The organism is Streptomyces liliiviolaceus, from assembly GCF_018070025.1.
Classification (GTDB): domain Bacteria; phylum Actinomycetota; class Actinomycetes; order Streptomycetales; family Streptomycetaceae; genus Streptomyces; species Streptomyces liliiviolaceus.
On sequence record NZ_JAGPYQ010000002.1, the window covers coordinates 298,887 to 323,685 of the forward strand.

Annotated in this window: 24 protein-coding genes; 6 read left to right on the forward strand and 18 right to left on the reverse strand. The window is 71.1% G+C overall.

Translation table 11 applies throughout. From position 1 onward, the window contains the following. Nucleotides 1–52: 52 nt before the first annotated feature. On the reverse strand, nt 53–1,120 hold the full coding sequence (locus tag J8N05_RS36930; protein ID WP_247706840.1) for a lactonase family protein: 1,068 nt from the start codon (nt 1,118–1,120) through the stop codon (nt 53–55). Between the two features lie 89 nt (nt 1,121–1,209). Then, a complete protein-coding gene (locus tag J8N05_RS36935) occupies nt 1,210–2,247 on the reverse strand; it encodes an aldo/keto reductase (RefSeq protein ID WP_210890966.1) in 1,038 nt (345 codons plus the stop codon). Nucleotides 2,248–2,372: 125 nt separating this feature from the next. Here J8N05_RS36935 and J8N05_RS36940 point away from each other — a divergent pair, with 125 nt between their 5' ends. After that, the gene (locus J8N05_RS36940) at nt 2,373–3,251 is read left to right on the forward strand and encodes a sulfurtransferase (RefSeq protein ID WP_210890968.1); all 879 of its coding nucleotides are present in this window, start codon (nt 2,373–2,375) and stop codon (nt 3,249–3,251) included. A gap of 94 nt (nt 3,252–3,345) precedes the next feature. Here the strand turns inward: J8N05_RS36940 and J8N05_RS36945 are convergent, their stop codons facing one another. The 7 genes from J8N05_RS36945 to J8N05_RS36975 are packed head-to-tail and all read right to left on the reverse strand — an operon-like array spanning nt 3,346 to nt 12,426. Continuing rightward, nucleotides 3,346–4,359, reverse strand: coding sequence for an aldo/keto reductase (locus J8N05_RS36945; protein ID WP_210890970.1), 1,014 nt, complete (start codon nt 4,357–4,359; stop codon nt 3,346–3,348). A gap of 51 nt (nt 4,360–4,410) precedes the next feature. Then, nucleotides 4,411–5,778 carry an NtaA/DmoA family FMN-dependent monooxygenase gene (locus J8N05_RS36950; protein WP_210890972.1) on the reverse strand — a complete coding sequence of 456 codons (1,368 nt, stop codon included), beginning with the start codon at nt 5,776–5,778 and terminating at the stop codon, nt 4,411–4,413. Beyond that, nucleotides 5,775–7,232, reverse strand: a complete 1,458-nt coding sequence (locus J8N05_RS36955; RefSeq protein WP_210890974.1) for an NtaA/DmoA family FMN-dependent monooxygenase — start codon at nt 7,230–7,232, stop codon at nt 5,775–5,777. The genes J8N05_RS36950 and J8N05_RS36955 overlap by 4 nt, the downstream gene beginning before the upstream one ends. Then, nucleotides 7,232–8,974 (reverse strand): dipeptide ABC transporter ATP-binding protein, encoded by a 1,743-nt coding sequence (locus tag J8N05_RS36960; protein WP_247706841.1) that lies wholly within the window; start codon nt 8,972–8,974, stop codon nt 7,232–7,234. The genes J8N05_RS36955 and J8N05_RS36960 overlap by 1 nt, the downstream gene beginning before the upstream one ends. Next, nucleotides 8,961–9,863, reverse strand: coding sequence for an ABC transporter permease (locus J8N05_RS36965; protein ID WP_210890976.1), 903 nt, complete (start codon nt 9,861–9,863; stop codon nt 8,961–8,963). The genes J8N05_RS36960 and J8N05_RS36965 overlap by 14 nt, the downstream gene beginning before the upstream one ends. Before the next feature lies 1 nt (nt 9,864). Then, nucleotides 9,865–10,794, reverse strand: coding sequence for an ABC transporter permease (locus J8N05_RS36970; RefSeq protein ID WP_210890978.1), 930 nt, complete (start codon nt 10,792–10,794; stop codon nt 9,865–9,867). 3 nt (nt 10,795–10,797) lie between these two features. Continuing rightward, the gene (locus J8N05_RS36975; RefSeq protein ID WP_210890980.1) at nt 10,798–12,426 is read right to left on the reverse strand and encodes an ABC transporter substrate-binding protein; all 1,629 of its coding nucleotides are present in this window, start codon (nt 12,424–12,426) and stop codon (nt 10,798–10,800) included. A gap of 259 nt (nt 12,427–12,685) precedes the next feature. Between J8N05_RS36975 and J8N05_RS36980 the strand changes: the two genes are divergently transcribed. Genes J8N05_RS36980 through J8N05_RS36990 form a run of 3 tightly spaced genes read left to right on the forward strand, consistent with a single transcriptional unit; the run spans nt 12,686 to nt 14,491 of the window. Beyond that, a complete protein-coding gene (locus tag J8N05_RS36980; RefSeq protein ID WP_210890982.1) occupies nt 12,686–13,150 on the forward strand; it encodes a hypothetical protein in 465 nt (154 codons plus the stop codon). A gap of 10 nt (nt 13,151–13,160) precedes the next feature. Beyond that, a complete protein-coding gene (locus tag J8N05_RS36985) occupies nt 13,161–13,595 on the forward strand; it encodes an OsmC family protein (protein WP_210890984.1) in 435 nt (144 codons plus the stop codon). Continuing rightward, nucleotides 13,592–14,491, forward strand: a complete 900-nt coding sequence (locus tag J8N05_RS36990) for a sulfurtransferase (protein ID WP_210890986.1) — start codon at nt 13,592–13,594, stop codon at nt 14,489–14,491. Before J8N05_RS36985 ends, J8N05_RS36990 begins: the two co-directional genes overlap by 4 nt. A gap of 34 nt (nt 14,492–14,525) precedes the next feature. Here the strand turns inward: J8N05_RS36990 and J8N05_RS36995 are convergent, their stop codons facing one another. Then, entirely contained in the window at nt 14,526–16,013 is a 1,488-nt protein-coding gene (locus J8N05_RS36995; protein WP_210894074.1) for an FUSC family protein, read from the reverse strand. Nucleotides 16,014–16,267: 254 nt separating this feature from the next. Here J8N05_RS36995 and J8N05_RS37000 point away from each other — a divergent pair, with 254 nt between their 5' ends. Together J8N05_RS37000 and J8N05_RS37005 are read left to right on the forward strand one after the other, a co-directional pair. Continuing rightward, complete coding sequence (locus J8N05_RS37000; RefSeq protein WP_210890988.1) at nt 16,268–16,744, forward strand: Lrp/AsnC family transcriptional regulator; 477 nt, start codon at nt 16,268–16,270, stop codon at nt 16,742–16,744. A gap of 20 nt (nt 16,745–16,764) precedes the next feature. Beyond that, entirely contained in the window at nt 16,765–17,454 is a 690-nt protein-coding gene (locus J8N05_RS37005) for an HAD family hydrolase (RefSeq protein ID WP_210890989.1), read from the forward strand. A gap of 250 nt (nt 17,455–17,704) precedes the next feature. Here the strand turns inward: J8N05_RS37005 and J8N05_RS37010 are convergent, their stop codons facing one another. The 8 genes from J8N05_RS37010 to paaA all read right to left on the reverse strand — a co-directional run bounded on the left by J8N05_RS37010 (nt 17,705) and on the right by paaA (nt 24,646). After that, on the reverse strand, nt 17,705–18,277 hold the full coding sequence (locus tag J8N05_RS37010) for a TetR/AcrR family transcriptional regulator (protein ID WP_210890991.1): 573 nt from the start codon (nt 18,275–18,277) through the stop codon (nt 17,705–17,707). A gap of 96 nt (nt 18,278–18,373) precedes the next feature. Further along, complete coding sequence (locus J8N05_RS37015) at nt 18,374–19,075, reverse strand: SDR family oxidoreductase (protein WP_210890993.1); 702 nt, start codon at nt 19,073–19,075, stop codon at nt 18,374–18,376. A gap of 201 nt (nt 19,076–19,276) precedes the next feature. Next, a complete protein-coding gene (locus J8N05_RS37020; RefSeq protein ID WP_210890995.1) occupies nt 19,277–20,641 on the reverse strand; it encodes an FAD-dependent oxidoreductase in 1,365 nt (454 codons plus the stop codon). A 191-nt stretch (nt 20,642–20,832) separates the two neighbouring features. Continuing rightward, a complete protein-coding gene (paaE, locus tag J8N05_RS37025) occupies nt 20,833–21,990 on the reverse strand; it encodes a 1,2-phenylacetyl-CoA epoxidase subunit PaaE (protein WP_210890997.1) in 1,158 nt (385 codons plus the stop codon). After that, nucleotides 21,990–22,505, reverse strand: coding sequence for a 1,2-phenylacetyl-CoA epoxidase subunit PaaD (gene paaD / locus J8N05_RS37030; RefSeq protein ID WP_210890999.1), 516 nt, complete (start codon nt 22,503–22,505; stop codon nt 21,990–21,992). Before paaD ends, paaE begins: the two co-directional genes overlap by 1 nt. Beyond that, nucleotides 22,499–23,326, reverse strand: coding sequence for a 1,2-phenylacetyl-CoA epoxidase subunit PaaC (gene paaC, locus J8N05_RS37035; protein WP_210891001.1), 828 nt, complete (start codon nt 23,324–23,326; stop codon nt 22,499–22,501). The genes paaD and paaC overlap by 7 nt, the downstream gene beginning before the upstream one ends. Nucleotides 23,327–23,336: 10 nt before the next feature. Then, nucleotides 23,337–23,657, reverse strand: coding sequence for a 1,2-phenylacetyl-CoA epoxidase subunit PaaB (gene paaB, locus J8N05_RS37040; protein WP_210891003.1), 321 nt, complete (start codon nt 23,655–23,657; stop codon nt 23,337–23,339). Beyond that, on the reverse strand, nt 23,654–24,646 hold the full coding sequence (gene paaA, locus J8N05_RS37045) for a 1,2-phenylacetyl-CoA epoxidase subunit PaaA (RefSeq protein WP_210891004.1): 993 nt from the start codon (nt 24,644–24,646) through the stop codon (nt 23,654–23,656). Before paaA ends, paaB begins: the two co-directional genes overlap by 4 nt. Between the last annotated feature and the right edge of the window lie 153 nt (nt 24,647–24,799).

Consider the following 24,799-nt stretch of genomic DNA (forward strand, 5'->3'; position numbering starts at 1 on the left):
AGCCTCCTGGGACGCCCTTCAGCAACCCCTCGGCGGCCCCTCGGCAGAACGCCTAGTCGAGCACCACGCAGGACGCCGCGGGTGCCTTGACCGACCCGCCGCGCTGCGGAATGCCCGTGTCGGGGTCCACCGAGAACCACGCGACATGCCCCGACCGCTCGTTGGCCACGTACAGGAAGCGGCCCGTCGGGTCCAGGGTCAGGGCGCGCGGCCAGACGCCGCCGCAGGGGACCGTGGCGACCAGTTTCAGGCCCTCGTCGGGTGCGCCGGGCACGAGCACGGAGACGACGTCCTGGCCGCGCGTGGCGGTCCACACGAAGCGGCCGTCGGGCGACACGACGATGCCGGACGGGTAGGCGTCGCCGTCCGGGAGGTCGGCCAGCACGGAGGTCTCCCCCACCGGCCTGAGCGCGCCCTCGACGGCGTCCCAGCGGCAGGCGGTGACGGTCGGCGCGAGTTCGTTGAGGACGTACGCGCGCTCGCCGTCCGGGTGGAACGCCAGATGGCGGGGCCCCGAACCGGGCCGCAGCGCGATCTCCCGGTGCAGCGCGAGCGTGCCGTCGCGCAGCGCGCACACCCGGACCGAGTCGGTTCCGAGGTCGACGCTCACCGCCCACCGGCGGCTCGGATCGGGCTGGACGTGGTGGGCGTGCGGGCCCTGCTGGCGCTGGGTGTGCGGTCCCGCGCCCTCGTGCTGCAGCACCCCGGAGACGGCGCCGAGGCTCCCGTCGTGGCGCACGGGCAGGGCGCTGACGCTGCCCGATCCGTAGTTGGCGGTCAGCACATGACCGTCGAAGAGGCTCAGATGCGTGGGTCCGCTGCCGCCCACCCGCGTCAGTGGGCCGGCCAGGGACGGCTCGTCGCCCTTCACCCGGTAGGCGGCGACCGCGCCCCGGGTCGTCTCGCTCACCGCGTAGAGCATGTCCCCGTCCGGCGACAGGGCCAGGTACGAGGGGTCGGCGACGCTGTTCACGGCGCTCAGCAGCGTCAGCGCGCCGGTGTCCCCGTCCACGGCGGCGGTGAGCACGCCCAGGCCTCCCGCCGCCGTGAAGGAGCCGATGTACGCCCGTCGCCGCCGTCCGCCGCCGCCGTCCGTCACTGCGTCCCCTCTCGGTGCCATGTCATCGCCACGCCCTTCCCGGTTCCTGGGGCTCGGTTTCCTGGGGGCGACGGTAGCAGCGAATGGCCTAGACCAAACGGTGGTGCCGTTCAGACATGCACGGCGGTTCCGTGGACGCCGTGCTGGTCCATCAGGGCGAGTTCCTCCTCGGTGAGCGGCGGGAAGTCCAGCGCCCTCACGTTGTGGTCCAGTTGCCAGGTCGAGCTCGCCCCGATCAGTGCGCTGGTGACCTGCGGGAGCCGCAGGACCCACTGCAGGGCGAGCTGGGCCAGGGACTGGCCGCGTCCGCGGGCCAGTTCGTCGAGCGCCGTCGCCCGCTTGCGGTAGGTGTCGTCGATGACGTCCGGTGACAGGAAGGAGCTGTTGTGGGCCCGGGCGCTCGCGGGGACCGTGCCGGTGAGGTACTTGTCGGTGAGCAGTCCCTGGGCCAGCGGACTGTAGACGACGAGACCGAAGCCGTCCCGGGCCGCGAGTTCGATCAGCCCGTCGCGCTCGGGGCGCCGGTCGAAAAGGGAGTAGCGCGGCTGGTGGACGAGCAGCGGCACTCCGGCGCGGCGCAGCAGTACGGCGGCCTCGTGGGCCCGTTCGGCGGGGTAGTTGGAGATGCCCGAGTACAGCGCCTTCCCCGAGGTGACCGCGCTCGCCAGCGCACCGACCGTCTCCTCCAGGGGCGTGGCGGCGTCGGGGCTGTGGCTGTAGAAGATGTCGACGTGGTCGGTGCCGAGGTCGCGCAGGCTGTGGTCGAGCGAGGTCAGCAGTGACTTGCGGGAGCCGCCCCGCTGGTAGGGGCCGGGCCCGATCGGGTTGCCGGCCTTGGTCGACAGGATCAGTTCGTCCCGGTGGGGGGCGAGGTCCCGGCGCAGCACCTGTCCGAAGAACTTCTCGGCGGCACGGTGCGGCGGGCCGTAGCGGTTGGCGTTGTCGAAGTGGGTGATCCCCAGGTCGAAGGCGCGCAGCACGATGTCGCGCTGTGTCTCGTAGGGGTAGTCGGTGCCGAACTTCTGCCACAGCCCGAAGGAGAAGGCGGGCAGGTCGAGACCCGAGGTCCCGGCGCGGCGGTATGCGAGGTGGTCGTAACGGTCGGGTGCTGCCCGGTACGGGCTGCCGGAGGGGACGAGGGCTGACATCCGGAGTTTTCCTTCACGGTCGTGATGCACTGATGGGCAATTTCGTCAGGGTGTAATAAAAAATATATAGAACAAAGCCTCTCGCGATGTATCTTCATGGAAAAAGCGAGCGAAGAGGAGAAGTAATGTGCCCGGCCTCCGCCAGGAACGTCATCATTTCGGCGAGTGAACTCGGTGCCGTGCTGTCCGGCAGCACGTCGATCAGCACGCCGCCCGTCGTCCTCGAAGTGGGAAGAAAGAACGGGGACGGTGTCGATCCTCGGCATTCCTACGCGACGGGGCACATTCCCGGTGCGCACTATGTGGAGTTCGAGGCGGACCTGGTCGGAACGCCCACCGGGAGTTCCGGTCAAGGACCGCTCCCGGAGGTGGGCGACCTGCAGGGGCGGCTGCGCGACTGGGGTGTGGACGACGGCGGCACGGTCGTCGTCCACACCCGGGGCAATCCCGCCGTGGCCGCCCGGGCCTGGTGGATACTCCGCTGGGCCGGGGTGGCGGACACGCGGTGTCTGGACGGCGGCCTCGCCGCCTGGCAGGCGTTCGGCGGCCCGCTCGACACCGCCGTGCCGCCGCCGGCCGCGGGCACGGCCGTCGTGCGGCCCGGTTCGCTCCCCGTCCTGACCGCGGAGGACGCCGGACGGCTCGCCACCGCGGGGCACCTCGTCGACGCGCGCTCCCCGGAGGCGTACGCCGGGGATCCGCGGCGGACGGGTACGGGCCACATTCCGGGCGCGTACAGCGTCCCCGGCTCGGACAACTTCTCCGGGGGCCGGCTGCGCGGGGCCGCGGAGTTGCGGGCCCTGTACGCCGACCACCTGGACGGACGCGCGGTCGGCGCGTACTGCGGCGGTGGGGTGTCGGCGACGACGACGGTGCTGGCGCTGGCTTCCCTGGGGGTGGAGGCGGCTCTGTACCCGGGCTCGTGGTCCGCCTGGATCACGGATCCCGCGCGGCCGACCACGACCGGCACCGACCCCGGAGCCCGGCCGCCCGCGGCGCGGTGACGACGGGAGGGCCGGGGGCGCGACGCCCCCGGCCCCACGGGCGTTCCGGCGACCGGGCGTCGCGGCCCACCGCACCCCTGGAACGCCGGGCGGCTCACCCGCGGTCGACCACACCGGGGCCGCCCGAGAGGTCGCCGGTGAACAGACCGCGCAGCTCGGCCTCCTCGTCGGCCGTCGGGACCCACCGGGGGGCACGCACGTTCTCGTCGAGCTGCTCGGGCACGGTCACCCCCGCGATCACGCTGGTGACCGTCGGCTGGGCCAGCAGCCAGCCGAGCGCCGCCGCGCTCGGGGTGATGTCCCGGTCGCGCGCGAACTGCTCGAACCTCGCCAGTGCGGCCCACGGCGCCGAACGCAGCAGATAGCGTTTCAGGTTGGTTATCTTCGCATTCTCCGGAGCGTTTCCCGCCGAATACTTTCCGGTGAGCAGTCCGTTCTGCAGCGGGAAATACGGAATGAATCCGAGACCGTGGTGACCGAGCGCCGGAATCAGTTCCTCCTCCGGTTTCCGCCACAGGAGACTGTATTCGTCGGTCGACGAGACGAACCGGGTGAGGCCTTGCGCTCGGGCGGTGTGTTCCGCGTCGACGATCTGCCAAGCCTTGAAATTCGACGCGCCGACGTACCGTACCTTTCCCGATCGCACCAGCGTGTCGAGTGCCGACAGGGTCTCGTCGATCGGTGTGAGGGGGTCCGGGAAGTGAATCTGGTACAGGTCGATGTAGTCGGTACGCAGTCGGCGCAGCGACTCCTCGACCGCGGCGACGATGTACTTGCGGGAGCCGGGACGGCTGTAGGCGGCACCGCGCTCGGTCTTGAGGTTCAGGCCGAACTTGGTGCCGATGACGACCTGTTCGCGGCGGTCGCCGAGTGCGGCGGCGAACAGTTCCTCGCTCTGGCCGGGCCGGTCGCCGTAGCCCTCGGCGAGGTCGAAGTACGTGATGCCGAGGTCGACGGCGCGGTCGACGATCGCGGTGACCGCCTCCTGGCCGGTCGCGCGCATGCCCGACCGGCCGAAGGTGCTGGCGCCGATGCCGATCTCGGACAGGACGAGACCCGACGAGCCGAGCCGGCGGTGTCCGTCGGGGAGTGGAAGTGCGGGGGGCACGGTTGGCCTCTCTCCTCAGTGGGCGCTAGTGGGCGCTGCCAGTGGGCGTCATCAGTAGGTGTCGTCGGTGTCCAGCAGGCCCTGGAGCGTGGAGGCCTCGTACTCGGTGCGGAAGATGCCGCGGCGCCGCAGTTCCGGGACGACGAGGTCGACGAAGAGGTCGGCCGGTCCGCGGTGGTACGGGGGGAACAGCTGGACGCCGTCGAGCACCTCCTCCTCCAGGTTCTCCTCCAGCCAGTCGGCGATGGCCTTGGCGTCGCCGACGACGGCCGGCTGCTGGGCGTGCCGGGCGCGCTGGACGTAGTGGTACAGCTCGCGCAGGGTGGCGTCCTCGCCGATCTGCGTGGCGAGGATCTGCCGCAGCAGTTCCCGGTCGTCCTTGGTGTCGCGCGCCCGGTCGCTGAGCAGCGGCCTGAGCGCGTCGTCGGCGAGGGTTTCGATGTCGACGACGTCGAGGACGCGCTCGCTGTCGCGGACCCTCGACAGGTCGATGCCGAGGGCCTCGGAGAAGGCCGCCGGCACGGCCTCCGTCAGCTCCAGGGTGTTGATCTCGTTGAACTTCGCGCGCGCTTCCCGGGCGGTGCCGCCGAGGTAGAAGGTGATCCCTGGAATGATCTTGAACTTCTCCGGGTCGCGCCCGTTGGCCGCGACGCGCTCCTTGAGCCTGCGGTACTCCTCCTTGCCGCGGCTGATGCCGAAGTACGGCGAGAAGCGCACCTGCCCGAAGTCGGCCCCGTACCGCAGGGACTCCTCGGAGAGGCCGACCTGGACGACGGGGATGTGGGACTGCACCGGCGGCGGTACGTTCAGCGGTCCGCGGACGTCGAAGTGCTCGCCGTGATGGTCGAGTTGATGCCAGGACCCCGGCTTCACCAGTGCGCCGCCGCGCTTGTCGTCGAGCAGGAGGTCGTCGTCCCAGCTGTCGTACAGCAGCCGGTTGACGACCTCGGTGAACTCCCGGGCGCGCGTGTACTTCGTCTCCTCGGTCGGCACCGGGTTCTTGCCGTAGTTGCCGACCGGGTCGCCGTCGCGGTCGATGCCGAAGACGACGTTCAGCGCGGTGCGCCCCTGGTTGAAGTTGTCCAGTGTCGCCACCTGCCGTGCGACGCCGTAGGGGTGCTCGAAGGAGGAGTTGACCGACATGACGAACCCGAGGTTCTTCGTGATCGCCGCGGCGTGTCCGGCGTACACGAAGTTGTCCCAGCGGAAGATCCGGTTGAGGCGGTCGGGTTCGCTGCCCAGCGCGCTGCCGGCGAAGACGTAGTCCAGGGTGCCGCGCTCGGCGGTCCTGGCGATGTCGAGGATGACGCTGGGGTCGCGCAGGCCGGCGTTGGTGGCCTCCGGCAGCCGCCAGGCGTCCAGGTCCCAGCCGGTGCCGTAGGCGGCCAGGCCCAGCCGGAGCTTGCGTCGGGTGCTCATGCGGATCGTTCCTCCGGGTCGGGGGCGGCGAAGCTGTTGGGGGGTGTGTCCAGGCCGAAGTGGCCCCGGAAGGTGTCCGTCGTGTACTCGGCGCGGTACACGCCGCGTTCCTGGAGGATGGGGACCACCTCGTTCGCGAAGCGCTCCAGCGGCTCCCACAGATGGGGCACGCTCACGTTGAACCCTTCGGCGGCGCCGCGGTCGAACCAGTCGATCAGGGTGTCGGCGACGTGCTCGGCCGTGCCGATCACCAGGGGGAAGTTCCCGGCGATCGAAGCGCCGAGGACGTCCCTGACCCGTACGCCGCCGTTGTCCACGGTGCGGCCGGTGCGCTGGGCCAGCGCGGTCAGCAGGGTGCGGCCGTAATCGTTGAACCGGTCGGCGGTGTCCGGCTTGACGGTGCCGTCGACGCCCAGGGGGCGCAGGTCGGCGCCGACGCGCTCCGACAGCGAGCGGACGCTGCGGACGCCCTTGGGCAGCGGGAACCGGGAGGCCTTGATCCGGGCCCAGTCCGGCCCCGACCAGTACGACTCGTCCTGGTCGCCCTCGACGATGTCGTCGTCGAAAGGCAGCAGCTCGTTCAGTTCCTCGTACAGCTCGACCGCCCGGGCCCGGGTGTCGGCGACCAGGGGCGTGATGCCCGGCAGGAAGAAGATCGGGTCCACCCGTCCGCGCAGGCGTTCGGCGCGGCGGCGTACATCGGTGTTGAACGCGATCGAGTCCTCCGGTGTCGCCGGACCGGTGAAGTTGACGTCGGCGTACTTCGCGGTCAGCTCGCGGGAGAGCTCGGAGGCACCGGCGTACAGCAGCGGTACGTGGCCCTGCGGCGGGCGCTCCAGCGGCAGGGTGCCGGCGACCTGGAAGTGTCTGCCCTGCCAGTCGAGCCGGTGGACCTTCGTCTCGTCGATGTAGCGCCCGGTCCTCTTGTCCTGGAGGTAGGCGCCGTCCTCGATGCTGTCCCACAGCCGCCGGACGACGTGGATGAACTCGTCGGCGCGCTCGTAGCGGTGGGCGCCGCCCAGGTCGGGGAGGCTGAAGTTGCGGGCGGCCAGGTCGGAGGCGCCCAGCACGACGTTCCATGCCAGCCGTCCGCCGCTGAGGTGGTCGAGGGACGCGGTCAGTCTGGCCAGGATGTACGGCTCGTAGAACGTCGGGTGCGCCGTCACGACAAGCCCGATCTTCGAGGAGTTCAGGGCGAGTTGGGAGGCCAGGGTGAAGGGTTCGAGGCGGCCGGTGTTGTGGGTGGTGACCCACTGCTCGCCCACGATGTCGCCCGGGAGGGTGTCCCCGAGGAAGAAGAAGTCGAACTTCGCGTCCTCGACGATCCGCAGCGCCCTGGTCGCGTACTCCAGCTCGAAGGCCTGGGCCGTGGGCGCGTCCGGGTGGCGCCAGCCGCCCCAGTGCGTGCCGTTGAGCCAGTGCATGTAGCCCAGGTGCAGTTGCCGCTCGGGCATCAGGTGTTCCTTTCTGTCGCGGATCCGCCGGGTCCCACGAGGACGGCCGGGTCGGATCCCGCGCCGGCGGCCGGGCCGGGCGCGGCGGCACCGGGGATCGACGCCAGCAGTTCCTTGACGTAGTCGGTCCGCGGCTCGGTGAGGACGCCGAGGGCCGGGCCGCGCTCGACGATGTGTCCGTGCTGCAGGACGACGATCTCGTCGGAGACCTCGGCGATGACGCCCAGGTCGTGCGAGATGAAGACGTAGGTCAGGCCCAGTTCGCGCTGGAGCGAGTCGAGCAGGCCGATGATCTGGCGCTGCACGGTCACGTCGAGGGCGGAGACCGGTTCGTCCAGGACGACGACGTCGGGCCGTGGTGCCAGGGCGCGGGCGATGGCCACCCGCTGCCGCTGGCCGCCGGAGAGTTCGGCGGTGTACCGGTCGGCCAGCTCGGCGGGCAGGCCGGTCACCTCCAGCAGTTCGGTGATCCTGCGCGCGCGTTCCTGCGCCGTCCCGTACTTGTGGCCCCGCAGGGGTTCGTCGAGGATCGCGCGGACCGTGGAGCGCGGGTTGAGGGAGGCGAAGGGGTCCTGGTAGACCATCTGCACCTTGCGGTAGAGGCCGGCCTGTCCGGTGCCCCGGCGGTGGTGGACGACCGGTTCGCCGTCGATGGCGACCGTGCCGGTGTCCGCCGGGGTGAGGCCGGCGAGGATGCGTACGAGGGTGGTCTTGCCCGATCCCGATTCGCCGACGATGCCCAGCGTGGTCCCCCTGCGCACCCGGAACGAGGCGTCGGCCACCGCGGTGACGGGCTCCGCGCCGCGGCGGGAGGTGAAGGTCCTGCCGACGCCCTCGGCCTCGACGACGACCGGGGAGTCCGCGGGCACGGTACGGGCGTACTCCAGCCGGGCGGTCGCGGCCTGCCGGCCCGAGAAGCCGAGCGAGGAGGACCGCAGCAGGTCCTCGGTGTAGGCGTCCGCGGGATCGGCGACGACCTCGTCGGTGCGCCCGCCGCGCACGATCCGTCCGTCCTTGACGACGGCGATGTCGTCGGCCCGCTCCGCGGCGACCCCCAGGTCGTGGGTGATGAGCAGGATTCCGAGACCGTCGCTCTCCACCAGGCTCGACAGGAGGTCGAGGATGGTCCGCTGCACCGTGACGTCGAGGGCGGTCGTGGGCTCGTCGGCGATCAGGAGCCGGGGCCTGGTGCTCATCGCGGCGGCGATCAGCACCCGCTGGCACATTCCGCCGGACAGCTCGTGCGGATAGCGGCCGTACAACCGTGCGGGGTCGCGCAGTCCGACCTTCGCGAACAGGTCGATGACCCGTTCGCGGCGCTCCGTGCGGGAGCCCAGGCCGTGGGCGCGCAGCGGTTCCCCGGCCTGGACGCCGACCGGCAGCAGGGGGTTGAGGCCCAGGAGCGCGTCCTGGGGTATGTAGCCGATCTCCTTGCCGCGCACGGCCCGGTAGCGCCGTTCGGACAGTCCGGTGAGGGTACGGCCGCCGAGGACGACCTCGCCCGCGGTGACCCGGCCGTTCTCGGCGAGGGTGCCGGTGACGATCCGGCCCAGGGTGGACTTCCCCGAACCGGACTCGCCGACGACGGCCCGGATCGAGCCGGCCGCGACGTCCAGGCTCACGCCGTCCAGCACGGGTACGGCGGCGCGGCCGGGGACGGTGAACTCGGCGCTCACGTCCCGCAGTCGCAACAACGGCGCGTCCTCCTCCACGGTCGACGGCACCTGTTCAGGCGACGACACGGGTCCTCCCTCGGTTGAACGACCTGCCGATGCGGTAGACCGCGAGAACGGTGAGTACGACGACCAGGCCGGGCAGCAGGCTCAGCCACCACTGGACGCCGATGAAGGTGCGTCCCTCGGCCACCAGGAGGCCCCACTCGGGTGTCGGCGGGGGCGCGCCGAGTCCCAGGAAGCTCAGCGCGGCGACGGTCAGGATCGCCGTGCCGATGTCCATGGTCGCCGCGGCCAGCACGGACCGGGACGCGTTGGGCACGACGTGCTTGAACAGGCGGCGGACATAGCCGTGCCCGGCGAAGACCGAGGCCTCGACGTACTTGGCGTTGCCGACCTTCAGCACCTCGGACCGCATCAGCCGGGCGAAGCCGGCCGTGCTGTTGATGCCGATGGCCACCGCGATGTTGAGCGTCCCGCGGCCCAGCGCGGAGATGATCGCGAGGGAGACGATCAGGCTCGGCACCGCCAGCATGATGTCGACGATCCGCATCAGGACGCTGTCGGTCCTGCCGCGCAGCGCGCCCGCGACGAGACCGATCAGCGAGCCGCTCACCAGACCGATGGCGACCGCGACGACCGCCGCCTGGAGCGACAGCCGGGTGCCCCACACCGTGCGGGTGAACTGGTCGCGGCCGAAGTCGTCGGTGCCGAAGAGATGGTCGGCGCCCGGCGCGAGCAGCATCTGCGAGCCGTCCTGCCGCAGCGGGTCGCCGGAGGCGAACAGGCCGGGGTGGATCGCGGCGAGCAGGACCACGGCGATCCACAGGTACGCGACGAGGAGTCCGGGTGAGCGCAGCAGCGCGGCCAGCCGGCGGCCGGCGTTCCCGGGCAGCCGCGGACGCCGCCCGGGCACCGCCGTGGGCGCCGCCGCTTCCTTGGCTTCGAGTGTCGTCATGTCATCCGTCCCACGAGATCCGCTTGTCGAGCAGCGGGTAGACCGCGTCGACGGCGAGGTTCACCACGACGAAGATCACCGCGCTCATCGTGACCGCGACCAGGACGACGGGCATGTCACGGCCGTCCACGGCGTCGACCACCAGCCGTCCCACGCCGAGCCGGGAGAACACCGTCTCCGTCAGGACCGTCCCGCCGACCATCACGCCGACGGTGGTGCCCAGCGAGGTGACCACCGGCAGCGCGGCGTTGCGCAGGGCGTGCCGCACGACGATGTCGAACCGGCTGAGCCCCCAGTTGCGGGCCGTCTCGATGTAGGGCGAGGTCAGCGCGCCGCGAAGGTTGGCGGTGAGGAGTTGGGAGATGCTGCCGCCGCCGGCGACCGCGAGGGCCACCGAGGCGATGAGCAGTCCAAGGAAGCTCTGGTCACCGACCGCTTTGATCCAGTGCAGTTGGAAGGCGAACACCTGCAGCAGCACGAGGCCCACCAGGAAGGGGGGCAGCGACACCGCGACCGGCGGCAGCGAGATGAGCAGCTCGCGCGCCCACTTCCAGTCGGTCAGCTCGATGAGCACCGACAGCGTCACGCCGAGCACGACCGCGAGGAGCAGCCCGAGGAACGCCAGCTTGAGCGTCTCGGGGAAGGACTCGAAGTACACCTCCACCGCCGGGCGGCGCTGGTAGACGCTCTGGCCGAAGTCCCCCTGGAGGGCTCCGGTCAGCGCGTCCCAGTACTGGACCAGCACGGGGCGGTCCAGGCCGAGCAACTCGCGCTGCTCGGCCAGGAGCTGTTCCACGTCGGCGCCGTCGGCGCCCGCCGTGAGTCCGCCCGCCGCGTCACCGGGGACGATGTACAGCAGGAAGAACGCCCCGGTGAAAGCACCCCAGACCACGATGACGCCGTAGAGGAGCCGAAGACCGTATCGTGCCATCGTCTACTTCTTCGCCAGCCACGCGTTGATCAGGTACTGGTCGAGCCCGACCGGCGTGATGTCGTGCAGCCGGGGCGAGTGGGCCCAGATGTCGACGTCGTTGGAGACCGGTACCTCGTACGCCTGGTCGACGAGGATGCGGGACGCCTGGTCGACCAGTGCCTGCCGCTCGTCCTTGTCGATGGTCTGGTTCTGCTCCTGGAGGAGCTTGTCGAGTTCCTTGCCGGTCTTGTCGTCGTCCGCGACGAAGCTCCGGTCGGAGCCGTCCGTCGTGCCGTAGTTGGCGCGCAGGACGTCGGGGTCGGGCGAGGAGGCGTACCAGTAGGCGACGTCGTACTTGCCGCTGAGCAGTGCCTCGTTGGCCTCGGCGGCCAGCGGTGGGTCGAGGACGAGTTCGATGCCGAGCTTCTTCCACTGGTCCTGGAGGACCTGGAGGCTCGCGTCGTCCCGCGGGGCGCGCAGCGACAGCCGTTCGCCGTCGGCGTTGCGGCGGATGCCGTCGGAGCCGGTCCTGGTCCAGCCGGCCTGCTCCAGCAGCGACTTGGCCTTCTTGGCGTCGTACTTCAGGAGCTTGCTCTGGTCGGAGTAGTAGGGGTTGTCCTTGCTCAGCGGGCCGGTCGCGGGCTGGTCCACGCCGCCCGAGGCGATCTTGACGAACTGCTCGCGGTCCACGCCGATCTGGAGCGCCTGGCGGACCCGTACGTCCTTGAGGAACCTGGAGGAGGTGTTCAGCGGCAGTTCGAGTCCGGTCGCGGGGTTGAGCGTCTTGGAGATCGTCAGCCCGGCGCTCTTCAGCTGGGTGACGTACTTGGCGTTCACCCAGTAGATGAACTGGAGTTCGTCGTCGCCGATGACCGCGCCGTTGCGCACCGAGTCCTCGGGGATGATCTTGTAGACGACCTCGTCGAGATAGGCCGACCCCTGGTGCTCGAAGTACTTCGGCGCCCAGTCGTAGTCCTTGCGCTTCTTCAGCACGATGCGCTGGTTCGGGGTGTACTCCTCCAGGTAGAAGGGGCCCGATCCGTCCAGCCACTTCTGCCGCTTCTCGACGGGCAGTTCGGCCGTCTTCTGCGAGACGATGCCGACGTACGCGCGCGAGAGGGACGTCAGGAAGGCGGCGTTCGGCTCCGCGAACTCAACGGTGATCTTGTGCTCGGAGGGTGTGGTGATCTTGCTGATGCCCTGCACGATGGTCTTGGCGCTGGAGTGGATGCCGGGCCGGTTCAGGCTCTCCAGGTTGGCCTTGACGACCTTCGCGGTGAGTTTGGTGCCGTCGTGGAAGGTGACGTCGTCACGCAGTTCGAACGCATAGGTCCGCGCGTCCTTGCTGACCGTCCAGCTCGTGGCGAGCCACGGTTCGACCTTCTTGGTCTCGGGGTTGTAGAAGACGAGCGAGTCGGCGAGTGCGCGGGCCACCGTGCGCCAGACCTGGTTGACGACGGCGGCGTCGACCCCGCCGGGATCGGCGCTGAGGCCGATGTTGAGCGTGCCTCCGTAGCGGTCCTTCTTGGCCACATCGGCCCCTGCCCCGCTCTGCCCCCCGCTGCCGCTGCCCGAGCAGGCGGCGGTGGCGAGAAGCGCCAGCGCGGCGCCCACTGCGGTAAGCCAGTGCCGCGGACGTGAACTGAACACGACTTGTGGTTTCCTCTCGATCGGCTCAGGGGCGAGCGGTGGCGCCCGCGCTGTCGTCAATGACCGGTCGGCGCCACGTAGTTGCACTTGCCTCAGGCGAAGGTGCGGCAGTGATACATAAAACTTCCCGTATCAAGGCCGGTTGAAGATACGACGCGCTCACAGCTGGATACTGCTGCCTCGTAGCCGATATGTTTACACGGGTGCGCGCTAAGTATCGTGACGACAGTGTTGCAGTCTCCTGAACGGGGAAACCGGCATGGTGTTCGACAAGAAGTACAGCGACGAGGTCCGCCGTCTGGCGGTCGAACGGGTCCGGCAGAGGCGGCTCGAAGAGCCCGAGAACCGCTCGATCGTCCGGGAGGTCGCCGAGGAGTTCGAGGTCGGCCCGCAGTCCCTGCGCAAGTGGCTCACCCGCTACGACGACGGCAGTTACGACTACGACCCGGTCCCCGGCTCCGTCGCCCCCGCCGTCTTCGCCGACGGTCACGGAGACGGCTGGGAACCGCGCGCCGCGACCGTCGGCCGCCAGGAGCGCAGGACGACGGGCCAGCGCGAACTGCACGCCAGGATCGAGGAACTGGAGCATCGGATCGCCGTCCTCCAGGAGGACAACCGCTCCCTGACCCGGGTCGTCTCGCTGCTGGCCGACCAGCTCCGGGTGGCCACGACGAACGGTGTCCAGATCCCGGACTCCACGGTCCGTCACGCACCCCGTGCCTAGACTTCCTGCGGTGAGCGACAGAATGACCGTGGTCAGCAACCTGCACGGGCGGACCACCGAGGTCCGCGGCCGTTACGCCATCGCCGGGCCCGGATTCGAGATCGCGTCGGACGGATCGGTACGCAGCGGCGGGCGCGGCGAGGAGGCCAGTTCCCTCGACCTGCTCGTCGCCTCCCTCGTCTCCTGTGCGCTCAACGCGTTCCGGCACGACTTCGTCGAGGGCGGACAGCCGGAGCGCCGGGTCGAGATCTTCGCCCGCATCGAGCGCAGGGTCGAGGGGGACTACCTCGGCACGCTCATCATGGAGTGCTTCATCGACGGCGTCGACCATGTGACGGCCGACGAACTGGTCGCCGAGTACAAGAAGCGGTGCCGCATCTACAACGCCCTCAAGGACAGCCTTCCGGTGGTGTTCGTCCCGCACACCTCGGGGTCCCCGGGATGACGGCGGCCGGATCCGCCCACCTGGTGGACGCGCGGACGGCGGCCGCCCACCACGCACGGTCGGTGTTCGTCGAGGTCGCGCCCTGGCGGGTGATGGCACCGGGCCCGGACCCGATCCGGGGAAGCGTTCCCGGCGCGATCCCGGCCTCGGTCACGTCCGACTTCGCCGGCCGGCCGACGGCCCGCAGCGGCCATCTTCCGCTGCCGGAGCCGGGTGACGTGCGTGCCACCCTGCTGGCGCACGGTGTCGGGCCCGACGACCACCTCGTCGTCTACACCCGCCGCGTCGAGGAGCTGTCGTCCGCCGCGCGCGCGTGGTTCGTCCTCACCTGGGCGGGCTTCCGTTCGGTGCGCGTCCTGGACGGCGGCCTGCCGGCCTGGGCCCGTGCGGGCGGCCCGACGGGCCCCGCCCGGGAGCGGCGGCCGGCCGCCCCGGCGCACGCGCCCTCGCCCGCGCCCTCGTCCTGGTCCGAGGGCGGTGGCCGACGGGTGCTCGGCATCGCGGACGTCCTTGAGGTCGCGGCCTACGGCACACTGCTCGACTCGCGGCCCATGAGCGCGTACAACGGGACGCTGGACGATCCCAGGACCGGTCATGTCCCGCACGCGATCCACGCCCACTCCGCCGAACTGATGACCCCCGAAGGGCTGCTCAGGTCGCCCACCGATCTGCGGAGATGGTTCCTGTCCCGGCGGGCGATCGGCAGCCATGAGGTCGGCGCCTACTGCGGCGGCGGGGTGTCCAGCGCGCTGCTGGTGTTCGCCGGAGCCCTGCTCGGCCAGCAGGTAGGCCTGTTCGTGGACTCCTGGTCGGCCTGGGCACGCGATGCGTCCCTGCCCGTCGAGCGGGGCCCGGTGTCGACCCGTTCCGCGGTCGTCGACACCGACTGCGCCTGAAGGAGTACGGGGCCCGTGCGGAGCCGGGGCGGTGTCAGGCGAGGCTGACCGGGTGGCTGCGCAAGGGGACGGCGAGTGCCTTCAGCGCCTGTTCCAGACCGTGCAGATGCGTCAGCGCCTGCTCACCGCCGGCGGGGTGCGCCGCGGGTGCGGGCACGTCGATCCCACCGCGTGCCGCGGCGGGCCCGGTCAGGGCCTCCACCGCCGCTTCCACCCGCCGGCACGCGGCGGCGAGCCGCTCGTCGTGGGAGGCATCGGGATCGGCCGCGATCGACGCCAGGCCGCGGACCTCCTGGGCGCACCGGTCCAGCAGTTCGACGACCTGGCGGGCCCTCGTCCTGCGGGCCCGCAGCGGGGCGAGCGGATGGACCAGCGGGGCCAGCGAGAGCCGCACCCGGCCCAGCAGCAGTTCCAGCTCGGCGACGTACCGGGCCGGGTCGGCGGCCGGTGACCCGGCCAGCCGGGCGGCGGCCTCGGAGGTGCAGGCATGGACGCAGTGCAGCGCGCGCTCGATCCACGCGTCGGTGGTGGCGTGCGTGGTGACCGGCAGCACCAGCAGGACGGCGAGCGCCGCGCCGAGCGCCCCCGCGCCCGTCTCCAGCACCCGCAGCAGGAGCAGCCCCGGGTCGAGCACCCCCAGCAGCCCGTACAGCAGGCCCGCCATCACGGTCACCGCCAGCATCATCCACGTGTAGGACACCGCGGCCGCGTAGAAGATGCCGAACACGCAGACCGCGACGAGCCCCGCGGTGGGAGCGACGGCTCCGTCCAGCGGAACGGCGATGACCAGGCCGACGGCGATACCGATGACCGTGCCCAGGACCCTCCGAAAACCCCGGACCAGGGTCTCGCCCCGCGAGGACGTGTTGACGAAGATCCACCAGGCGGTGCCGACGGCCCAGTACCAGCGCTCGTGCGACAGGACCTGGCCCGCGGCGATCGCGAACGCGCAGGCGGCCGTCGCCTGGAAGGCCTGCCGGGTGGTCGGCCGGGCGAGGCCGCGGCCGGTGGGCGGCGCGGGCACGACCGGGGCCGGCGTGCGCCGCTCGATGCACCACACGCCGAACCGCACCGCCGAGGACGCGGCCAGGGACAGGGTCATCGCGGCGTACAGCTGGGGAAGCTGGGCCGGAACCGCGTGCAGGAACTGGGTGATGAAGAAGGTCATGAACGCGAAGATGCCGAGCGCGTGACCGCGCGGGCCCCAGCGGCGGGCGTACACCCCGCCGAGGACCACGGCCAGCCAGACGGCGTCGCGAGCGGTCGGTACCGCGTGCAGGACGGCCGCGAGGGCGAGTACGGGGAAGCCGACGGCGGGCAGCAGGGCGGTGGTGACCGCCTGGCCCCGCACGGTCGCGTCGCCGACCGTGAACAGCGCCAGCAGCGCGGTGAGGCCGCCGGTGATCGAGGCGGGCAGGGAGAGCCCGGCCAGCTCCGACAGGGCCACCGCGAGACCGATGCCGAGCACCGCGCGCAGCGAGAGCCGCAGCCGTACCAGGCCCGGGTCCGGTGCCATGAACATCTTCTTCACCGTCGGCTGCCCGCCCCCGTTTCGCGTCGACGACACCTTGCGCATGCGGTCCCGCGGACGCGGCCCACAGCATGGGAATGGCGTCGTGCGTCCGGTCCGGCTTCCTTGCCGTCCGGCGCTTCACGACGCCATCGATACGGCCACGTTAAGCAGCAGAGGGGCAATGGCTCAACAGGCTTCCGACCCACTGGGCCATTGGTACAGTCGGGAACGATCACTCAGGACCGCAGGGAGACCAACGGACCATGGCCGTGGACGAGCTCGACACCCGAATCCTCCGGCTGCTCCTGGAGCAGCCGCGCACCAGCGTGCGGGAGTACGCCCGCGTCCTCGGGGTGGCCCGCGGCACGCTGCAGGCGCGGCTCGACCGGCTGGAGCGGGACGGTGTGATCACCGGGTCGGCCCCCTCGCTCTCCCCCGCCGCGCTCGGCCACCCGGTGCTCGCGTTCGTGCACATCGAGGTCACGCAGGGGCATCTCGACGACGTGGGGGACGCGCTGGCCGCCGTGCCGGAGATCATCGAGGCGTTCTCGATCACCGGTGGCGGGGATCTGCTGACGCGGGTCGTGGCGCGGGACAACGGCCACCTCGAAGACGTGATCCAGGCGCTGATCAGTCTGCCGGGGGTCGTTCGTACGCGGACGGAGGTGGCACTGCGGGAACGGGTGCCGCAGCGGGTGCTGCCGCTCGTCGAGTCGATCGGCCGTACGGCCCGGAACTGATCGTTGGCATCCTGGACCGCATGAACGATCTCGACGGCATCTCGGTCATCTTCGATCTCGACGGCACCCTCGTGGACAGCGAGCCGAACTACTACGAGGCGGGCCGGCGGACGCTCGCCGAGCAGGGCGTCACGGACTTCACCTGGGCCGACCACGAGCGGTACGTCGGTATCAGCACGCAGGAGACCATCGCTCTCTGGAAGGAGCGGTACGGGCTCGACGCCTCGGCCGACGCACTGCTCGCCGACAAGAACCGGCGGTATCTGGAGCTGGCCCGTGCGTCGACTCCGGTCTACCCGCAGATGCGCGCGTTCGTGGAACTGCTGGCCGGTGACGGGGTTCCGCTGGCGGTGGCCTCGGGATCGTCGCGGCCTGCCATCGAGGCGATCCTCGCGGGTACGGGTCTGGACGAGCGCCTGCGGGTCGTCGTGTCGGCGGAGGAGGTCGCCCACGGCAAGCCCGCGCCGGACGTCTTCCTTGAGGCCGCGCGGCGGCTGGGGGTCGCACCGGGGCGCTGTGTGGTGGTGGAGGACGCGGTGCCGGGGGTTCTGGCGGCGGGGGCGGCTGGGATGCGGTGCATTGCCGTGCCGTACGTCGTGACGCGGGCCGGGGATCCCGCGTTCGCGGCGGCGGGGTTGGTTTTCCGGGGCGGGCAGGGGGAGTTCACGGCGCGGGTGGCGTACGAGTGGCTCGGGGGGTCCCCCGTGTGAGCGGTCTGCGCAGTTCCCCGCGCCCCCAAGAGGGGCGGCTGGCGTTCGGCTGCGGGCCCGGTGGGGGCTGAGCGCGCAGTTCCCCGCGCCCCTAAAGACAAAAGACTGCGCCGTTCCCCGCGCCCCCAAGCAGCCTGCGGGGCCTGCGGGGCCTGCGGGACCTGCGGGGCGGAAAAACTGGGGCGCAGCCCCGTTTTTAGGGGCGCGGGGAACTGCGCGGCCCGCCCCCACCGGGCCCGCACCCGAGCTGCTAGCTCACCCCCGCCGCGTCCAGCAGCGCCGCCGCCGTAGTGGTCGTCAGCCCTGAAAGCGTCTCCGCTTTCGCCCCCGCCCGCGCACTCGCCCCGTCGAAGATCAGCGTGAGCTGGCGGGCCAGCAGCTCGGGATCACGCGCACCACCCCGCTCCGCGTCCACGCGAAACGCCTCGACCAGGGCGCCCTTGACCCGCAGGGCCACGACGCTCGCCGGATGCCCGGGGTCCTTGAGCTCGACCAGCGCCGACAGATACGGGCATCCCCGGTAGTCGTCCTGCGCAGCCACCCGCTCCAACTGCTCGAAGACGTACAGGATCCGCTCCCGCGGCGACCGCGGGTCCTCGGGCCCGAGGTGCAGCATGCGCCCGTACTCCGGTGCGCGCCGCTCCAGGCTCGCCGCGAGGACCTCGTCCTTGCTCGCGAAGAGCTGGTACATGGAGCGCTTGGACACCCCGGCGGCCCGGCACAGCGCCTCGACGCCGAGGGAGACGCCGTCGCGGTAGAAGAGCTCCGTGGCCGCGTCGAGCAGCCGGTCCCTCGTGGATGTCTTGTCCGTGGTGGTGGCCATGGGGCGAGGCTACCTCCGTCGCTCGGTCGGCAGAAACCGATCGGTCTACCGTGTCTGCCGGATGCCGGATGCCGGCTGCCGGCTGCCGGCTGCCGGTCAGGCGACCAGCTGCGGGTACAGGACCGAAAGGTCGGCCGACAGGCCGGACTTGACCTGGCGGGTCAGATCGTCGGCGAGCACCTCGAAGGCGCCGCTCTCGATGCCGTCGAGCGCCTGCGCCGCCACGTCCACGGGCGAGGACTTGGGCGCGTCGATCGCCGCGGTCATGTCGGTGTCGACGTAACCGACGTGCAGCCCGGTGACACTGATCCCGCGCGGGGCGAGGTCGAGCCGCAGGGAGTTGGTCTGGGACCAGAGCGCCGCCTTGGACGCGCTGTAGGAGCCGGCCAGGCCGATCCACGACAGCACGGAGTGGACGTTCAGGATGTGGCCGCCGCCGTTGCGCTCGATCACGGGGACGAACGCGCGAGCGGTGAGCAGCGGCCCGTAGAAGTTCGTCTCGAAGTCCTTGCGCACGTCGTCGACCGGCGAGTCCAGGAACGACGTCTTCATGGAGACACCCGCGTTGTTGATCAGGACGGTGATGTCACCGGCCTGTTCCGCGGCGGCCGCGACGGACGCGGGGTCGGTGACCTCCAGGGCCAGCGGTACGGCACGGGTGTCCTTGACGGTCCGCGGGTCGCGGGCGGTGGCGTACACCTTCTTCGCGCCCCGCTCGAAGAGGCCTTCCACCAGCGCCTTGCCGATTCCCCTGCCGCCGCCGGTGACCAGGACGACGGAACCCTCGATTGCGGTCATGACTCTCTCCGAACCTCAGCGGACCCACCACACGGAAACCGATCGGTTTCCCTTCCCCATGAAGGTAAACCGATCGGTTTCACATTGCAAGCCGTGCGGACGGAAAACAGACGGGAAGGGGACGCGAAAACGGGAGTGGCCCCAGCTGTCACAGCTGGGGCCACTCCCGTCGACTCGTTGCTCGTACGCCTCCCGCGGGGGCTACGCCCCGCTGGCGCCGAGCATGTCCTCGCGCTCCACGAGCTTCACCCGCTCGCGGCCCTGGGGCTCGCCCAGCGCCTTCTCGGCGGCGTCCAGGCGGTACCAGCCCTCCCACGTGGTGAAGCGGACGTTGCGCCCGGTGAGGAACGCGTCCACCGCCTCGGGCTCCGGCGAGGCGGGCGTCTGCAGACGGCCGTTCCCGTGGTCGTCGAGCAGGCTGGCGACCGTCTCGTTGGCGTCACCCTTGGTGTGACCGATGAGGCCCACCGGACCGCGCCGGATCCAGCCGGTGACGTACGTCGACGTCAGGTGCTCGCCGGTCTCCTCGATCACCCGGCCGGCCTTGTCCGGAACGGTGCCCGACTCGACGTCCCAGGGCAGCTTGGGCAGCTTGTCGGAGAGGTAGCCGACGGCGCGGTAGACCGCGCCGAGGTCCCAGTCCTTGAACTCGCCGGTGCCCTTGACGTTGCCGGTGCCGTCCAGGGCGGTGCGCTCGGTGCGCAGACCGACGACCTTGCCGTCCTCGCCGAGGATCTCGGTGGGCGACTCGAAGAAGTGCAGGAACAGCTTGTGCCGCCGCTCGCCGACGTCGCGGATCGCCCAGTTCTCCAGCGTCTTGGAGACCATGTCGGCCTGCTTGTTGCCGCGCCGGGTCGCGATCGAGCCGTCGTCGTAGTCGATGTCCTCGGGGTCGACGATGACCTCGATGTTCGGGGAGTGGTCCAGCTCCCGCAGCTCCAGCGGGCTGAACTTCGCCTGCGCGGGACCGCGGCGGCCGAAGACGTGGACCTCCAGGGCCTTGTTGGCCTTGAGCCCCTCGTGGACGTTCGGCGGGATCTCCGTGGGGAGCAGTTCCTCCGCGGTCTTGGCGAGGATGCGGGCCACGTCGAGCGCCACGTTGCCGACGCCGAGGACGGCGACCTTCTCGGCCTCCAGCGGCCAGGTCCGCGGCACGTCCGGGTGCCCGTCGTACCAGGACACGAAGTCCGCCGCGCCGTACGAGCCGTCGAGCCCGATACCGGGGATGTCGAGGTGCCGGTCGGCGGTCGCCCCGGTGGAGAAGATCACCGCGTCGTAGAAGGCGCGCAGATCGTCGAGGTTGATGTCGCCCGGGTAGTCGACGTTGCCGAAGAGTCGGATCTGCGGCTTGTCGAGCACCTGGTGCAGGGCCGTGATGATGCCCTTGATGCGCGGGTGGTCGGGGGCCACGCCGTAACGGATCAGGCCGAAGGGGGCCGGCATCCGCTCGAAGAGGTCGATGGAGACACCGGGCTCGGCGGCCACTGCGGACTTCAACAGCGCGTCGGCGGCGTAGATCCCGGCGGGGCCGGCTCCGACTATGGCTACCCGCAGGGGGCGAGGCATGATCAGGTTCCCTTCGAGCGGTGATCAGGAGTACTCACCGGGAGCCTAAACTAAGGCTATCCTAAGTCTGTAGCCGGGCTGGATCTATGACCTCATAACCCCGATTTATGAGTAGATCGAGTGCATGTCCGCCGGTGCCACTCCCCCGGCGCCCCTCCCTCCCAGGGCCCCTCCGCCGTACGCCCGCCGCCTCAGCTGTCGTAGTCCACGGTCAGCGTCTCCGAGACCGGGTACGACTGGCAGGTCAGTACGTAGCCCGCGTCGACCTCCGCGTCCTCCAGGGCGAAGTTGCGGCGCATGTCGGCCTTGCCGTCGGTGATCAGAGCACGGCAGGTGCCGCAGACGCCACCCTTGCAGGCGAAGGGCAGGTCGGGCCGGTTCCGCTGGGCGCCCTCCAGGATGCTCCGGTCCCGGACCAGCGCCGCGGTGGTGGAGCGGCCGTCGAGGGTGACGGTGACCTGGCTGACGGGCCCCTCGACGGCCGCCTCCTCGTGACGCACCTCTCGTACGGGCTCGTCGTCGGCGTAGAACAACTCGCGGTGGACACGGTCGCCGGGCACGCCGAGGCCGGTCAGGACCCGCTGGGCGTCGACGACCATGCCGTGCGGCCCGCACAGCCACCAGTGGTCCGCCGACCCCACGTCGACCAGCGAATCGACCAGCGCCGAGAGCCGCTCCGCGTCGAGGCGGCCGGACAGCACCTCGGCCTCGCGGGGCTCACGGGACAGCACATGGGCGAGCTGGAACCGGGCCGGATACAGGTCCTTCAGATCCGCCAGCTCGTCGGCGAACATCACCGTGTCCGTGCGGCGGTTGCCGTAGAAGAGGGTGACCGTCGAGCGCGGGTGGGCGGCCAGGACCGACTCGGCGATGGAGAGCATCGGCGTGACACCGGAACCGGCCGCGACCAGCACATGGTGGCCGGGCTCGGCGAGGTCGGGTGTGAACGTGCCGGTGGGGGCCATCACCTCGACCGTGTCGCCGGGGCGCACCTCGCGCACGAGCCAGGCCGAGAACAGACCGCCCGGCACCACCCGCACCCCGATGCGCGGCACCGAACCGGCCGGCGAACAGATCGAGTACGAGCGCCGCTCGTCCCGCCCGTCGACCACGCGCCGCAGCGTCAGCGACTGACCGGGCGCGAAGGCGAACTCGCCCGCCAGCTCCGCCGGGATCTCGAAGCTCACGGCGGCCGCGTCGTCGCACAGCGGCTGTACGGCGGCGACGCGCAGGGTGTGGAAGGCCGGCCGGCGGCGGACACGCGCGGGCACCACCGGGGCGGGGGCCGTCGGGGCGGGGGCCGCCGGGTCCGTGGTGTCCCCCGCCGGCTCTTGCCTCAGGCCTGCCATCAGATCTCCTTGACGTACTCGAACGGTTCGCGGCAGGCGCGGCAGCGGTAGAGCGCCTTGCAGGACGTGGCGGAGAAGCGCGACGTCTCCTCGGTGTCCGCCGCGCCGCAGCGCGGACAGGCCACCGTGCGGCGGGTGGGGGCCAGGACGAGGGGCACCGGACCGGCGGCGCGCCGGGGTGCGGCTCCCGGCGGTGCGATGCCGTGCTCGGTGAGCTTGCGGCGCCCCTCGGGGGTGATCCAGTCGCTGGTCCACGGCGGGTCCAGGACCGTACGGATCTCCACGCGCGCGTACCCCGCGTCGCGCAGCCGTGCCGCCACGTCCGCGCGCATCTCGGCCATCGCGGGGCAGCCCGAGTAGGTGGGCGTCAGTCGCGCGACCACGGTGCCGTCCCCGCCGACCTCGACCCCGCGCAGGACGCCGAGGTCGGCCAGGGTGAGCATGGGCAGTTCGGGGTCCGGCACCTGTTCGGCGATGTGCCAGGCGCGCTGCACGTCCTGCACGGCGGTCACCATGTCGCCCCCGGGTGGGCGCGGGCCACGCTCTGCAACTCGGCCAGCAGCGGCGCGAGATGTTCGGTGTGCTCCCCGTCCCTGCCTGCGCCGGCCAGCGGCCGGAAGACCGGCATGGGCAGCCCGGCCGCCTCGGTGACCTGCCGCAGGACGGCGACCACCTCGTCCCGTACGTCGTACGCCGTGAACAGCTCGCCGAAGTACGGGGCGACCTGCTCCATCGCCCTGCGGGTACGGCGGTGCGACTCGTCCGTGCCGTCGCCGAGGCGCACGACCCACTCGGCCGCGTACTGCCGGTGGTACGTCAGTTCCTTGACGCCCTTCGCCGCGACGGCCGCGAGGACCGGGTCGGGGTGCGACGACAGCTCCTCGAAGTGGGCGAGCCGCCAGCTGGCCAGCACCAGCAGCCGCACGGCCGAGAACGCGAAGTCCCCGCACGGCAGTTCGGCCAGCCGGACGTTCCTGAAGTCGGCCGCGTCCCGGAAGTAGGCGTACGCGTCCTCGTCGCGCCCGGTGCCGTCGACCTGGCCGGCGCGTGCATAGAGCAGCCGGGCCTGGCCGAGGAGGTCGAGGCCGATGTTGGCGAGGGCGACCTCCTCCTCCAGCTCGGGGGCGCGGGTGGTCCACTCGGCGAGCCGCTGGGCGCTCACCAGGGCGTCGTCGGCGAGGGCCACGCAGTCGGCGGCCAGCAGGTCGGCTGCGACGCCTTCGAGCACGGTGGTGTCCACCCCGTGCAGCGGGTCCTCGAAGCCGGTGCCGTACGCCCAGCGGGTGTCGTCCTCGTGTCCCTCGGCGAGGGACAGATAGACATGGTCGTCGCTCATGCCCTGCTCCTCAGATGTGCGGGACGTCGTCGGGGATGTCGTAGAAGGTCGGGTGGCGGTAGACCTTGTCGGCGCTCGGCGCGAAGAACGGGTCCTTCTCGTCGCGGGTGGACGCGGCGATGTGCTCGGAGCGCACCACCCAGATCGAGACGCCCTCGTTGCGGCGGGTGTAGAGGTCGCGCGCGTGGGTGAGGGCCATCGTGTCGTCGGCGGCGTGCAGGGAGCCCACGTGGACGTGGTTCAGTCCGCGCTTGCCGCGCACGAAGACCTCGTACAGCGGCCAGTCGCCCTGGGCGGTCTTTGCCGTCGCCTCCGGGGTGGAGTCGCTCATGCCGTGGCCCCTTCCTGCGTCCGCGCACGCGCGCGCCGTGCCTGCTTGGCCGCGTGGGCCGTGGCCGCCTCCCGTACCCACGCGCCGTCCTCGTGGGCGCTCCTGCGGCGCTCCATCCGCTCGGCGTTGCAGGGGCCGTCGCCGCCGATGACCCGCTTGAGCTCGGACCAGTCGGGGGTGCCGAAGTCGTGGTGGCCGCGCTCCGCGTTCCAGCGCAGCTCCGGGTCGGGGAGGGTCACGCCGAGCTTCTCGGCCTGCGGGACGGTCATGTCGACGAACCGCTGGCGCAGCTCGTCGTTCGTGTGCCGCTTGATCTTCCAGGCCATCGAGGCCGCGGAGTTGGGCGAGTCGCCGTCGGGCGGGCCGAACATCATGAGCGAGGGCCACCACCAGCGGTTCACGGAGTCCTGGACCATGTCCCGCTGGGCCTCGGTGCCGCGCATCATGGTCAGCAGCAGTTCGTAGCCCTGCCGCTGGTGGAAGGACTCCTCCTTGCAGATCCGCACCATCGCGCGCGCGTAGGGCCCGTACGAACTCCTGCACAGCGGGACCTGGTTGCAGATCGCCGCGCCGTCGACGAACCAGCCGATGACGCCGACGTCGGCGAAGGTCGGGGTCGGGTAGTTGAAGATCGACGAGTACTTCTGGCGGCCTTCGATCAGCCGCTCGGTCAGGTCGGCGCGATCGGCACCCAGGGTCTCGGCGGCCGAGTACAGATACAGCCCGTGGCCCGCCTCGTCCTGGACCTTGGCGAACAGGATGGCCTTGCGGCGCAGCGACGGGGCGCGGGTGATCCACTCGCCCTCGGGCTGCATCCCGATGATCTCCGAGTGGGCGTGCTGCGCGATCTGCCGGACGAGCGTCCTGCGATAGCCGTCGGGCATCCAGTCGCGGGGCTCGATCCGCTGGTCCCGCGCGATGGTCGCGTCGAAGTGCTCCTGCAACAACTGCTCCGGGACGGGCGTCCCGGCGGAGTGTGTCGTGGTCATCGATACCAGCTTCCCTACCGACCATTCGTTCGGTACCAGTGTGCAGCCTTTCCCCCGCCCCGGCAAGACCCGCGCTCGATCACCTGACCGAAGGGCCGGTCGGCGCGGGTGTCCGCGCCCGGGGCAGGCCGCCGCAAACCCCTCGTGCGCCCT